Source organism: Salipiger aestuarii, assembly GCF_003259905.1.
Taxonomy (GTDB): domain Bacteria; phylum Pseudomonadota; class Alphaproteobacteria; order Rhodobacterales; family Rhodobacteraceae; genus Salipiger; species Salipiger aestuarii.
Map to the genome: position 1 here is coordinate 59571 of NZ_QLMG01000013.1, position 13485 is coordinate 73055.

11 protein-coding genes and 1 riboswitch are annotated in these 13485 nt (G+C 65.3%); of the genes, 7 read left to right on the plus strand and 4 right to left on the minus strand.

Annotated elements, in window-relative coordinates:
- Positions 1–2 precede the first annotated feature (2 nt).
- Complete coding sequence (locus ATI53_RS09165) at positions 3–998, plus strand: DUF6976 family protein (protein WP_240778562.1); 996 nt, start codon at positions 3–5, stop codon at positions 996–998.
- A 49-nt stretch (positions 999–1047) separates the two neighbouring features.
- Here the strand turns inward: ATI53_RS09165 and ATI53_RS09170 are convergent, their stop codons facing one another.
- Complete coding sequence (locus tag ATI53_RS09170; protein WP_111550243.1) at positions 1048–1998, minus strand: 1-phosphofructokinase family hexose kinase; 951 nt, start codon at positions 1996–1998, stop codon at positions 1048–1050.
- Between the two features lie 121 nt (positions 1999–2119).
- On the opposite strand from ATI53_RS09170, the gene gltX reads away from it, so the two are divergent.
- Complete coding sequence (gltX, locus tag ATI53_RS09175; protein WP_111550253.1) at positions 2120–3457, plus strand: glutamate--tRNA ligase; 1338 nt, start codon at positions 2120–2122, stop codon at positions 3455–3457.
- Here the strand turns inward: gltX and ATI53_RS09180 are convergent.
- A complete protein-coding gene (locus ATI53_RS09180; protein ID WP_009504234.1) occupies positions 3454–4683 on the minus strand; it encodes a DUF2254 domain-containing protein in 1230 nt (409 codons plus the stop codon). The two genes, gltX and ATI53_RS09180, sit on opposite strands and share 4 nt — an antisense overlap.
- The gene (locus tag ATI53_RS09185; RefSeq protein ID WP_111550244.1) at positions 4680–5246 is read right to left on the minus strand and encodes a gamma-glutamylcyclotransferase family protein; all 567 of its coding nucleotides are present in this window, start codon (positions 5244–5246) and stop codon (positions 4680–4682) included. The genes ATI53_RS09180 and ATI53_RS09185 overlap by 4 nt, the downstream gene beginning before the upstream one ends.
- 94 nt (positions 5247–5340) lie before the next feature.
- Here ATI53_RS09185 and ATI53_RS09190 point away from each other — a divergent pair, with 94 nt between their 5' ends.
- From ATI53_RS09190 to gcvP, 4 genes are all read left to right on the plus strand, one after another.
- Positions 5341–5844 (plus strand): RrF2 family transcriptional regulator, encoded by a 504-nt coding sequence (locus ATI53_RS09190; RefSeq protein ID WP_223865911.1) that lies wholly within the window; start codon positions 5341–5343, stop codon positions 5842–5844.
- Between the two features lie 19 nt (positions 5845–5863).
- A riboswitch (glycine riboswitch) is annotated at positions 5864–5955 on the plus strand.
- A 180-nt stretch (positions 5956–6135) separates the two neighbouring features.
- Positions 6136–7260 carry a glycine cleavage system aminomethyltransferase GcvT gene (gene gcvT, locus ATI53_RS09195; RefSeq protein ID WP_009504237.1) on the plus strand — a complete coding sequence of 375 codons (1125 nt, stop codon included), beginning with the start codon at positions 6136–6138 and terminating at the stop codon, positions 7258–7260.
- 19 nt (positions 7261–7279) lie between these two features.
- A complete protein-coding gene (gene gcvH, locus ATI53_RS09200; protein WP_009504238.1) occupies positions 7280–7639 on the plus strand; it encodes a glycine cleavage system protein GcvH in 360 nt (119 codons plus the stop codon).
- 104 nt (positions 7640–7743) lie between these two features.
- On the plus strand, positions 7744–10587 hold the full coding sequence (gcvP, locus tag ATI53_RS09205; protein WP_009504239.1) for an aminomethyl-transferring glycine dehydrogenase: 2844 nt from the start codon (positions 7744–7746) through the stop codon (positions 10585–10587).
- Between the two features lie 97 nt (positions 10588–10684).
- Here the strand turns inward: gcvP and ATI53_RS09210 are convergent, their stop codons facing one another.
- Positions 10685–11299 (minus strand): alpha-ketoglutarate-dependent dioxygenase AlkB family protein, encoded by a 615-nt coding sequence (locus ATI53_RS09210; RefSeq protein ID WP_009504240.1) that lies wholly within the window; start codon positions 11297–11299, stop codon positions 10685–10687.
- Between the two features lie 229 nt (positions 11300–11528).
- On the opposite strand from ATI53_RS09210, the gene dnaK reads away from it, so the two are divergent.
- Complete coding sequence (gene dnaK, locus ATI53_RS09215; RefSeq protein ID WP_009504241.1) at positions 11529–13454, plus strand: molecular chaperone DnaK; 1926 nt, start codon at positions 11529–11531, stop codon at positions 13452–13454.
- The last annotated feature ends 31 nt before the right edge of the window (positions 13455–13485 follow it).

Genomic DNA, 13485 nt, shown 5'->3' on the forward strand with positions numbered 1-13485 from the left:
CCGTGAAAAACGCAATGATGACGGTGGCGCAGGCCACGGCTGCGATCGAGGCGGGCAAGGTGCTTGTCATTGCCGGAGCCGAAGAGGCGCTTTGCCAATTGCCCAGGGGCCGCTGGATCGGCGGCACGACCGTTTACTTCATCACCGACACCGGCGGCTGCACGGACAGGGAAAACCTCTTCGTGACGGAAATCGGGTCGGCCACCGCCGCGCGCCCGGTGCTGTACGCCACCCGGGACCTGCCGGACCTGACGCAGGGGCGCTACGATAATGGCCTGTCGGTCATCATCATTCCCGCGTTCAGCGCGGCGCAGGAAGAATTCGCCCTTCACGCCCCCCGCTATCCGGGCCTTTTGGAGCAACCGCTCATGGGCTGGATCAGCGGCGTTCATCTGGACGATCCCGACACCATCCGCCCCAAGGTCTTTGACGGCTCGACGGGTGCGGCCTATACGGACGGCGCGATGGTGATGCATGTGGAACTGCCACCCGGCAAAGTGGCTGAAATCGACATCCTCAACATCTTTGCCGCAGACGAAACCGCGGATGAGATCATCTTCGAAACAACCGGGTTCAGCGCCAGAACCGCGATCGTCAACGGCGAACGCGTCGATTTCGCGGATTACCTCGAAAACGCCGGGATCGACACCCGCTGCCCGCTGGTCACCAACTTCGCCGGCACGGCGATCAACGTCTCCTTTCAGTCCACCAATTCCGGCGAGGGCGTGCATTTCTATGCCCCGGTGATAAAGGACACGCCTTATCGCATCGCGCGGGCTCATGCGGACTACGCAAAGGAATTTTCCGCCCGTCCGATGGGCGACGGCACGCGGGATCTGTCGTGCAACTGCCTGCTCAACTACCTGTATTCCGATCTTGAGCGCCAGAAGACCGGCACGTTTACCGGCCCGGCCACCTATAGTGGAATCGCCTACTTTCTGGTGAATCAGGTGGTTGTTCGCCTTGGAATCACGTCAGTCGATGCGGCGGCCGCCTGAACGCGGCCGATGCAAACGCATCCGCCCGGCGCTGGAAGGGCGGGTCATATCAGCCGATGAAACTTGCCGCGCATTGCGGTAAAAGCTCCATGATATGATCGCGCGTGCACAGCTGCGTGCCCGCCGTGGTGACAGTCGCACTGGCGGCCGCCGCGCCCAGGGCAAGCGCGTCGGGGGCGGAAATTCCGCACGCCACCCCATAGGCAAACGCGCCGACAAAGCTGTCGCCCGCCCCTACCGCCGACACCACAGACACCGGCGCCGCGCTGACCTGGGTCAGCCCTTCGGGCCCCGCCATCACCGACCCGTCCGCGCCGCGCGCCAGGATCACCCGTCCGGCGGCGCCCCGCGCCACCAGCTCGGCGGCGAATTCGGCCGACTCGCGCCGGGTGGCCAGCCTGCGGCCGGCCAGGTTCTCGGCTTCTTCGCTGTCCATGCGCAGCACGGCGGGGGCCGGATCGGTGCCCCTGGCCAGCCGCGCCAGCGCCTCGCCCGACGTGTCCGCGATCACATAGGCGCCGCGATCCTTCAGCCCGGCGCAAAGCTGCGTGGTGAACTCCACCGAGATGCCCGGTGGCTGGCTGCCGCTCAGCACCACGATGCCGCCCCTGGGTGTGGCGGAGGCGATGGCCTGCAACGCCTCCGCCGCCTCGGCCTCGTCCCAGTGCGGGCCGGGCAGCACGAACCGGAACTGTTCACCCGTGCTGCGGTCATGCACGGCAAAGCTTTCGCGGGTTTCGCCCGGCGCCTTCATCCGCACCAGCGGAATGTTCAACTGCAACAGCGCCTCTTCCAGCCGCATGCCGTTGGGGCCTGCCAGCGCCACGAACGCCCGCGCCCGCCCGCCAAGCGTCGCCACCACGCGGGCGACGTTGATGCCGCCCCCGCCGGGGTCGACGTTGATCGGGTCGCAGCGCAGCTTGGGGCCTGCGACGACGCGATCCGCCGTGGTGGACAGGTCCAGCGCAGGGTTCAGCGTAACGGTGAGGATATCGTTCATGGCGATCACTTTCTCCCGGAATGCGGGCACCATGGCACCCTATGCCACCAAGGCCAAGGCGCGCGAACTGGACAAATCGGCGCGCCTGTGGAATTGCCTCACCCGTAAGCAGGAGCCCAGCATGACCGTCACCCGTTTCGCCCCGTCCCCCACCGGCCACATCCATGTCGGCAACCTTCGCACGGCGCTGTTCAACCACCTGATCGCGCGCAAATCCGGTGGCACCTTCATCCTGCGCATCGACGACACCGACGCCGAACGCAGCAAGGAAGAATATGTCGATGGCATCAAGCGCGATCTGGAATGGCTGGGCCTGACCTGGGACAGGACGGAACGCCAAAGCACCCGGCTGGACCGCTACCATGACGCCGCAGACCGCCTGCGCGCAATCGGGCGGTTCTACGAGGCGTGGGAAACCCCGACCGAGCTGGACCTCAAGCGCAAGAAGCAGCTGAACATGGGCAAGCCCCCGGTCTATGACCGCGCGGCGCTGGCGCTGAGCGATGAGGAAAAGGCCAGGCTGCGCGATGAACGCGGCGATGGTGTGTGGCGGTTCAAGCTGCTTCAGGAACGGATCAACTGGGACGACGGCATCCTGGGCGAGATTTCGATCGACGCCGCGTCGGTGTCCGACCCGGTGCTGATCCGGGGCGACGGGCAGATCCTGTATACGCTGGCCTCGGTTGTGGATGACATGGACATGGGCGTCACCGACATCGTGCGCGGGTCGGACCACGTCACCAACACCGCGACGCAGATCCAGATCATCGAATCGCTGGGGGGCACCGTCCCCGGCTTTGCGCACCATTCGCTGCTGACCGGCCCGCAGGGCGAATCCCTGTCCAAGCGGCTCGGCGTTCTGTCGATCCGCGACCTGCGCGAGGCGGGCGTGGAACCCGAGGCGCTGCTGTCGCTGATGGCGCGGCTGGGGTCGAACCAGCCGGTCGAATTGCGGCTGAGTCTCGACGACATCGCAGACGGCTTCGAGCTGTCGCAATTCGGGTCCGCGCCGACGAAATTCGACGAGCAGGATCTGTACCCCCTGACCGCGCGCAAGCTGCACGAACTGCCCTTTGCCGCCGTCGCGGACGAAATCGCGGCTCTTGGGGTGCCGGCGGACAAGGCCGAACTGTTCTGGTCGGTGACGCGCGAAAATCTGACCACCCGCAAGGACATGCCCGGCTGGTGGGCGCTGTTCCGCGACGGGGCCGAGCCGCTGATCGCGGATGAGGACCGCGATTTCATCGCCGAGGCCATGGCCCTGCTGCCGCAAGGCCCCTACACCCACGACACCTGGGGCGAGTGGACCAGAACCGTCAAGGACGCCACGGGCCGCAAGGGCAAGGGCCTGTTCATGCCGCTTCGCAAGGCGCTGACGGGGCTGGAACGCGGCCCCGAAATGGCCGATGTGATGCCCCTGTTGCAAAAGATCCCCGCGCGGGATCTGGCCGGGGGCTAAAGCCGCCCCGCCAGATCGTCACGGTCTTCGCTGACGACCAGATGTTGCCGGGCATGGCGCAGGGCATAGCCTTGCGCCGCCTTCACCGCCGGGGCCATTTCCGCCCAGCCCGAGGATTCCAGCTGTTTCAGACCGTCCACGGCGATGCCCACCACCTGAGGATGTTCGGCCCCCGCGCGAATAATCGCCGCAAACCCGTCCTCGACCAGGTCCGCGGCGCTCAGGCGCGGCACCTCGATACGGGGAAATTCGGGGGGCACGTCGCGCAGGCCTTCGCATTCTGACAGCAGACGGGTGATGCGGTGAATGGCGTCGATCGCGGTGCCCGGATCGTTGATGCCCGGCGACAGCGCGCGCTGCGCGATTTCCGCCAGCACGACGATGCCGAAGCGGGCGTCCTCCTCGTTGGTGCGGGTCTCGCCCAGTGTGAAGCAGGCGCATAGCGCGTCCGGATCGTCGACCTTGCCCAGCAGCCACGCCAGCGGCCTGCCCTTGAGCACATGCACCCCCGGCGTGACCGCAAGCGTCAGCGAGGCGCCGGACGCCCCCAGCAGGTCGTCCAGCTTGCTCATGTCGACAAACTGCACATAGCCGCCGCGGGGCGCGGGAACCGCGACGGCGCTTGCCGGAATCCGCGCGCCCTCGGGCAGCGGCAGCCCGCCCAGCGCGGGGTTGGCCATGGCGCGCGCCAGCGGTTCGCGCGCGTTCTGTTCGACCTTGGACAAGGTATCGTCAAGGCTGCCGAGGGTGCTCAGATGGTCGATCCATCGCAGGATCGCGACGACGATGGCGGCGATCACAAGGATGGTGACCCCAAGGATCACCACCGAGGTTTCGGGCGCGTAGAACCCCGCGCGATACATCACAAGTGCCGTCAGCGAATACAGGAACGCCCCGGTGAATACCGCCAGAACGGTGTGCGTGGTGGTATCGGCCAGTTGCAGCCGGTAGGCGCGCGGCGTGGCCTGGCTGGCCGCCGCCTGAAACGCCGAAACCATGACCGACAGCGAAAACGTCGTGACGGTCAGCATGGTGCTGGCCAGGACGTTCAGGATCGGGATCACCGCGTCGGGCTTGATTCGCCCCTGCCAGTTGTCCGGCACCAGCGGCAGGATTTTGGGGGCGAACGCCGCCATGGCCAGCGCCAGCACCGCCCCGAACAGCACCCGCGCGACCAGGTTGCGCGCCACACGGCGCAGCAGCAAAAGCGGCTTGGTCAGCATCATGCGGCGATCTTTCGGCATCCCATCGCCGCCAGCCCGTGATCGACGACGGCGCGTTCGGCATCGCCCAGTCGTTGCGCACGCGGATAGAGCGGCGCGGCGCGGTCATCCAGGATGGGGGCCTCCCAGCCGATGGTCGTGGCAAAGAAATGCGCGGCCCCCCCGGCGCCGTATTCCGCAAGATAGCCCTGCACGACCACGTCAAGATAGCTCAGCAGCAGCGGATGCGCGGCGGTGGGCAGGTGCATCCGTTCCGGCGCGATGGCATACATTGCCAGTTCCGCCACTCCGGGGGCATCATGGGTGATGTCGACATCCGCTCCCAGCCGGTCATAGGCGGCTTCGCGGCGGTCGAGCGCCTGCCAGTCGTCGGCGGGCACATGCGCGATCATGCCGTGGATGGTGCATCCGGGGTCGCGCACGGCGGTCAGATAGGCGACCTTTCGCGTTCCGGTATAGCGCCACGCCCGCCGCCAGCCATGCGCCGAGGCATGGTGCAGCGGGGCAAAGTGATGGGTGCCTTGATTGACCAAAGACCCGTAGCCAAAGAAGAATGCGCCGGACATGAAGTGTTTCCCAAGTGTCGATTGATGTATATCAAAACAGTGTTTCAGCTATCCTGTATGTAGTTCTCGGCAACCGTAAACCGAGGACAGGCCCGTGCGTGTGACCAAGAGAACGAATATCGCAATCCGCGTATTGATGCATTGCGCCGCCAACACCGGCCGCCTTGTCACGAAATCCGAAATCGCCCAGCGGTGCAACGCATCTGAAAACCACCTTGCGCAGGTTATCAACCAACTGGCGCAGCTTGGCTACCTGCACACGCAGCGCGGCCGCAACGGCGGGCTGGAACTGGCGCGCGCGGCGGATCGGATTCAGATCGGCGATGTGTTTCGCGCGCTCGAAGCGCCGGTGCCGCTGGCCGAATGCTTTGCCGATGTCGACAACACCTGCCCGCTGACCGAGGCCTGCCGCCTGCGGGTGGCGCTGAGCGATGCCGCCTCGGCGTTCTATGCCACGCTGGACCCCATCACGCTGGATGCGCTGGTCTGTGACAATGCCCCGCTCATGGACATTCTGGCCCCCGGCATCGGCTGCCGGCCGGCCCCGACCCGCCCGCGGCCCCCGGCGGCCCCGCAAGAGGCGCTTGCAGCGCAATAGGATCCATCGTAACCTGATGCCATCCACGATGGGAGAACCGGCGCCGCAAGGCCCGGTGCCGAAGGAGCAACCGCCCCGGAAACTCTCAGGCTTCAGGACCGTCGTTGGGTCGAACACTCTGGAGAGTGGCGCTTGCGCCCGCCGAAGGGATAACGATCTCAGGCTGACGGACAGAGGGGGCATTTTTGGCGCAAGGCCTTGGCCCTGACGCAGGAAATGTCCGGTACGGGGCTTCATCGGATCCTTCGCGGTTCGTGCGCCACATCCGGGCCAAAGGGATGTGAGACACGCATGGACGGAACGACCGAACTGCACCAGACACCGCTGTATGACCTGCATCTGTCGCTTGGCGCGAAAATGGTGCCGTTCGCGGGCTATGACATGCCCGTGCAATACCGCATGGGGGTGATGAAGGAACATCTGCACACCCGCGCCGCCTGCGGGCTGTTCGATGTCAGCCACATGGGGCAGGTGATCCTGCGACCGCTGTCCGGCGATGTCGCCGACGCGGCCCTGGCGCTGGAACGGCTGGTGCCGGTGGATGTGCTGGGGCTGAAAACCGGTCGTCAACGCTATGCCATGTTCACCGACGAAGCGGGGGGCATGCTGGACGACCTGATGGTGGCGCGCTGGGACGATGCGCTGTTCCTCGTGGTCAATGCCGCCTGCAAGGACGCCGACATCGCCCATCTGCGGGCGGCCCTGTCCGACACCTGCGAAATTCTTGTCCAGGACCGGGCGCTGATCGCGCTTCAGGGGCCGGACGCGGCGGCGGCGCTCGCGCGCCTCGTGCCGGGAATCGAGACGATGCGCTTCATGGATGCCCGCGCCTTCGGCGATCTGTGGATCTCGCGCTCGGGGTATACAGGCGAGGACGGGTACGAGATCTCGCTTCCCGCCGCCGGGGTGCATGATTTCGCGACCCGGCTGCTGGACATGCCGGAGGTGGCGCCCATCGGGCTTGGCGCGCGCGATTCATTGCGTCTGGAAGCGGGGCTGTGCCTTTACGGACACGACATCGACACCGGCACCACGCCAGTCGCCGCCGGGCTGACCTGGGCGATCCAGAAAACCCGCCGCGCGGGTGGCGCGCGGGCGGGCGGCTTTCCCGGCGCGGACGTCATTCTGGCGCAGCTGTCCGATGGCGCCGAAACCGCGCGCGTGGGCCTGCGCCCCGAAGGCCGCGCTCCGATGCGCGAAGGCGTGGCGCTGTTCGCCGATGGGACGGGGGGCGAGCCGATCGGCCGGGTGACCTCGGGCGGGTTCGGGCCAAGCGTCGGCGGCCCTGTGGCGATGGGCTACCTGCCCGCCCCCTTGTCCAGCCCCGGCACACGGGTTTACGGAGAGGTTCGGGGCAAGCGGATGGCCGTGGATGTCGCCGCTCTGCCCTTTGTCCAACAAGGTTACAAACGCTGACGAAGAAGGAGCCAGCGCCATGAAATATACCGAGGAACACGAATGGCTGCGGGTCGAGGACGATCTTGTGGTGGTCGGCATCACAACGCACGCGGCAGAACAGCTGGGCGACGTGGTGTTCATCGAACTGCCCGACGTGGGCACCATGGTCAGCAAGGACGATGAGGTCGTGGTGATCGAATCGGTCAAGGCCGCGTCCGACATTCTGGCCCCCATCGACGGCGAGATCGTCGAGGTCAACGAGGCGCTCGTGGACGAGCCGGGCAAGGTGAACGACGACCCCGAGGGCGACGCGTGGTTCTTCAAGCTCAAGATTGAGGATCTGTCCGAGATGGATGATCTGATGGACGAAGCGGCCTACAAGAAATTCGTCGGCTGACACTTCCGTCGGGTGGGCGCTGCGCGATGCGCTCTCGCCGGGAAATCTGGGGCCAGAAGAAACATGGGGCCGCGCAGGCTGCGGGCGCTCCGGAAAGGTGTGACATGGGCTTTGAGCCGACCGACTACCAGCCGTATGATTTTGCCAACCGGCGCCATATCGGGCCATCGCCCGCCGAGATGGAGGGCATGTTCGAGGTGCTCGGCGTATCGGGGCTGGACGATCTGATCGGGCAGGCCGTGCCCGAGGGCATCCGCCAGGCCGAGCCACTGGATTTCGGCCCGGCCCTGTCCGAGCGCGAGATGCTGTGGCGGATGCAGGAGGTGGCCGAAAAGAACAGCGTGCTGACCTCGCTCATCGGCATGGGGTATCACGGCACGATCACGCCCCCCGCGATCCAGCGCAATATCTTTGAAAACCCCGCATGGTACACCGCCTACACGCCTTATCAGCCCGAGATTTCGCAGGGGCGACTTGAGGCCTTGCTGAACTATCAGACGATGGTCAGCGATCTGACCGGGCTTGCGGTGGCGAACGCGTCACTGCTGGACGAGGCGACCGCCTGCGCCGAGGCGATGACCATGGCGCGCCGCGTGGCAAAGTCGAAGGCGGCGGCGTTCTTCGTGGACGAGGGCTGTCATCCGCAGAACATCGCGGTCATCCGGACCCGCGCCGCGCCGCTGGGGATCGAGATCATCGTCGGCGCGCCCGAAGACATGGATGCCGCGGCCGTGTTCGGGGCGATTTTTCAGTATCCGGGGACGTTTGGCGGATTGCGGGATCTGACTCCGCATATGGACGCGTTGCACGAGGCCAAGGCCGTGGGCATCGTCGCGGCGGATATCATGGCGCTGTGTCTGGTCAGGGAACCGGGCGCGATGGGCGCGGATATCGCGGTGGGGTCGACCCAGCGCTTCGGTGTGCCGCTGGGCTATGGCGGGCCGCACGCGGCCTACATGGCCTGTCGCGATGCGTTCAAGCGGGCGATGCCGGGGCGGATTGTCGGGGTGTCGGTGGACAGCCTGGGCAACCGCGCCTATCGGTTGTCGTTGCAAACCCGCGAACAGCATATCCGGCGCGAAAAGGCGACATCGAATGTGTGCACGGCGCAGGCGTTGCTGGCGGTGATGGCGGGGTTTTATGCGGTGTTCCATGGCCCGCTTGGGCTGAAGGCGATCGCACAGCGCATTCACCTGAAAACCGCGCGGCTGGTCGAAGGCCTGACCTCGGCCGGCTATGCCGTCGGGCCGGATGCATATTTCGACACGGTCGTGGTCGAGGTGGGCCTGTTGCAGCGCGGTATTCTGGCGGCGGCGGTGCGCGAGGGCATCAACCTGCGGCGCGTCGGCAAGACCAGGATCGGCATCACCCTGGATGAAACCGTGCGGCCCGCGCAGGTCGAGGCCGTGTGGCGGGCGTTTGGCCTTGTGCGCGACTACGGCGAGGACCCAGAGACGTATCACCTGCCAGAGGCGCTTTTGCGCGACAGCGACTACCTCACCCATGAGGTGTTTCAGATGAACCGGGCCGAGACCGAGATGATGCGCTACATGCGCCGTCTTGCGGACCGCGATCTGGCGCTTGACCGGGCGATGATCCCGCTTGGGTCCTGCACGATGAAGCTGAACGCGGCGGCTGAAATGATGCCGGTCAGCTGGAAGGAATTTTCCGGACTGCATCCCTACGCCCCCGCCGATCAGGCGGCGGGTTACGCCGAGATGATCGACGACCTGTCGGCCAAGCTGTGCACCATCACCGGATACGATGCGTTTTCGATGCAGCCCAACAGCGGCGCGCAGGGGGAATATGCCGGTTTGCTGACCATCGCCGCCTGGCAGGCGGCACGGGGCGAAAACCACCGCAAGGTCTGCCTGATTCCGGTCAACGCGCATGGCACCAACCCGGCCTCGGCGCAGATGGTCGGCTGGACCGTGGTGCCGGTGGCGTGCGACGCCAAGGGGTCGATTGATCTGGCCGATTTCCGGGCCAAGGCGGAAAAGCACTCCGCTGCGCTGGCAGCCTGCATGATCACCTATCCGTCGACGCACGGCGTGTTCGAAGAGACGGTGCGCGAGGTCTGCGAGATCACCCACCGGCACGGCGGGCAGGTTTATATCGACGGGGCCAACATGAACGCCATGGTGGGGCTGTCCAGGCCAGGCGATCTTGGCGGAGATGTCTCGCATCTGAACCTGCACAAGACGTTCTGCATTCCCCATGGCGGGGGGGGCCCCGGCATGGGGCCGATCGGTGTCAAGCATCACCTTGTGCCGCATCTTCCGACCCATCCGCTGCAGGGCGCCGGGGCCGTGTCGGCGGCGCCGTTCGGGTCACCGTCGCTGCTGCCGATTTCCTGGGGGTATATCCTGATGTCCGGCGGCGACGGGCTGACACAGTCGACCAAGGCCGCGATCCTGAACGCCAATTACATCGCGGCGCGGCTGTCGGGCGCGTATGAGATCCTTTACACCGCGCCGTCAGGCCGGGTGGCGCATGAATGCATTCTGGATGTGCGCCCGTTCGAAAAGACCGCCGGAGTCACGGTCGAGGACATTGCCAAGCGGCTGATCGACTGCGGCTTTCACGCCCCGACCATGAGCTGGCCGGTGGCCGGAACGCTGATGGTCGAGCCGACCGAAAGCGAGACCAGGGCCGAACTCGACCGGTTCTGCGATGCGATGCTGGCCATTCGCGAAGAAATCCGGGCCATCGAGAACGGCGAGATGGACGTGGCCGCCAGCCCCCTGCGCCATGCGCCGCACACTATGGAGGATCTGGTGCGGGAATGGGACCGCCCCTATTCGCGCGAGCAGGGGTGTTTCCCGCCGGGGGCATTCCGCGTCGACAAGTACTGGCCGCCGGTAAACCGGGTGGACAATGCCTATGGCGACCGCAACCTTGTCTGCACCTGCCCGCCGATGAGCGACTACGCCGAGGCGGCGGAGTAAGGCCAGACGTGCCGCCTGTCCGGGCGGTTGCGACGGCGAGGGGCCAGCCCCTCGCGCACCCCGGAGTTTAAGGGCAAGATGAAGGGGGCGCTGTGCCTCAGGTGACAACACGCAGGGTGAGGTTGATGCGCCCGCCCTGCGGCAGCAGCGCGGATGAGCCAAAGCGGATGCGGTCGACACCGTGGTGTCTCAGGCGGGCCTCGCCGCCCATCACCACCACATCGCCGGAATGCAGCCAGACCGATTCCGTCTTTCCCCCCCGTTCGACATTGCCCATGCGGAACAGCCCGTCGTCGCCAAGGCTGACCGACACCACCGGGCAGGCGAAATCGGCTTCGTCCTTGTCCTGATGCAGCCCCATGCGGGCGCCGGTTCCGTACCAGTTTATCAAACAGCATTCCGGGGCGCGCGCGCAATCGGCGACCGCATCCCAGATCCGCAGCACGCTATCGGGGATGGGCGGCCAGTCCATACCGCCGGGGTGGCGCGGTTCATAACGGTAGCCGCGCCGGTCGGTAACCCAGCCAAAGCGCCCCGCCGACGACATGCGCACCGACATCGGCTGGCCACGCGGCGTGACGGGCTGGTACAACGGCGCGACTCGCAGACAGGCGCGCAGGTCGTCCACCAGCGCATCCTGCGCGGGGCGATCCAGCAGCCCCGCAAATACGCGAAAGCCGCGGTGCTCGATCACATCGGGGCCCTCGGTCATGGCCCTTTTCTTTCGCAATCGTGTATTTTGGACAAGCCCAAGTGCAGAAAATTCCGATATTTGCCGGAATACGGCGGAACGGGGCGCTTGCAGGGCTCAGAGCCCCTCCTTATATACCTCCCGAAGCCGCGAGGCCCCGGCCGGACGGTTCATCTAACAGCGGGGCTCTGATGCCGTAATCGGGTCTGTTCGCCTCGCGTCATCGCCTTGAATTGGAAAGGGATCGAACATGGGTAAAGTCATCGGTATCGACCTTGGCACCACCAACTCGTGCGTGGCCATCATGGATGGCAGTTCCGCACGCGTCATTGAAAACTCGGAAGGTGCCCGCACCACGCCGTCGATCGTCGCGTTCACCGACGACGAGCGGCTTGTCGGCCAGCCTGCCAAGCGTCAGGCTGTCACCAACCCCGAAGCGACCGTTTACGCGGTCAAGCGCCTGATCGGGCGCCGCACCACCGACGCCGAAGTCACCAAGGATCAGGGCATCGTGCCCTATGCCATCGTCGACGGCGGCAACGGCGACGCCTGGGTGCAGGCCAAGGGTGAGAAATATTCGCCGAGCCAGATTTCCGCCTTTATCCTTGGCAAGATGAAGGAAACCGCCGAAAGCTACCTTGGCGAGGAAGTCACGCAGGCGGTCATCACCGTTCCGGCGTATTTCAACGACGCCCAGCGTCAGGCCACCAAGGACGCGGGCAAGATCGCCGGCCTTGAGGTGCTGCGCATCATCAACGAGCCGACCGCGGCCGCGCTGGCCTATGGTCTGGACAAGAAAGAATCCAAGACCATCGCCGTTTATGACCTTGGGGGTGGTACGTTCGACGTGACCATCCTGGAAATCGACGACGGCCTGTTCGAAGTGAAATCCACCAACGGGGACACGTTCCTGGGCGGTGAGGATTTCGACATGCGCATCGTCAACTATCTTGCCGAGGAGTTCAAGAAAGAGCACCAGGTCGACCTGACCAAGGACAAGATGGCCCTGCAGCGTCTGAAGGAAGCCGCGGAAAAGGCCAAGATCGAACTGTCCTCGTCCAGCCAGACCGAAATCAACCAGCCGTTCATCTCGATGGGTGCCGGCGGACAACCGCTGCACATGGTGATGAAGCTGACCCGCTCCAAGCTGGAACAGCTGGTCGGTGACCTGATCAAGAACTCGCTCAAGCCCTGCGCCGCCGCGCTGAAAGACGCCGGTCTCAGCAAGGACGAGATCGACGAGGTGGTTCTGGTCGGCGGTATGACCCGCATGCCCAAGGTCGTCGACGAGGTGACCAAGTTCTTCGGCAAGGAGCCGCACAAGGGCGTGAACCCGGACGAAGTCGTGGCCATGGGCGCCGCCATTCAGGCCGGTGTTCTGCAGGGTGATGTCAAGGACGTGGTCCTGCTGGACGTGACTCCGCTGTCGTTGGGGATCGAGACGCTGGGCGGTGTGTTCACCCGCCTGATCGACCGCAACACCACCATCCCGACGAAGAAGTCGCAGATCTTTTCGACCGCCGAAGACAACCAGGGCGCCGTGACGATCCGCGTGTTCCAGGGCGAGCGCGAGATGGCATCGGACAACAAGATGCTTGGCCAGTTCAACCTAGAAAACATCCCGCCCGCCCCGCGCGGCATGCCCCAGATCGAGGTGACGTTTGACATCGACGCCAACGGCATCGTGTCGGTCGGCGCCAAGGACAAGGGCACCGGCAAGGAACAGCAGATCACCATCCAGGCGTCGGGCGGCCTGACGGACGAAGACATCGAAAAGATGGTCAAGGACGCCGAGGTCAACGCCGAAAAGGACAAGGACCGCCGCGAGCTTGTCGAAGCTCGCAACCAGGCGGAAAGCCTGATCCATTCGACCGAGAAATCGATCGAAGAGCATGGCGACAAGGTGGATCCGTCGACCGTCGAGGCGATCGAACTGTCGATTGCCGCGCTGCGCGACGATCTGGAAAAAGAAGACGTCAAGGCTGACAAGCTGAAGTCTGGCATCCAGAACGTCACCGAGGTCGCGATGCGCCTGGGCGAGGCGATCTACAAGGCGCAGGCCGAAGAGGGCGACGCCCCCACCGACGCCCCCGATGCCGACAAGGCCTCGCAGGGCGGCGACGACGATATCGTCGATGCCGATTTCGAGGATCTGGGCAACGACAAGCGGAGCTGAGTTAGCTCCCTGAGCAGATCGGGGGCCGGTC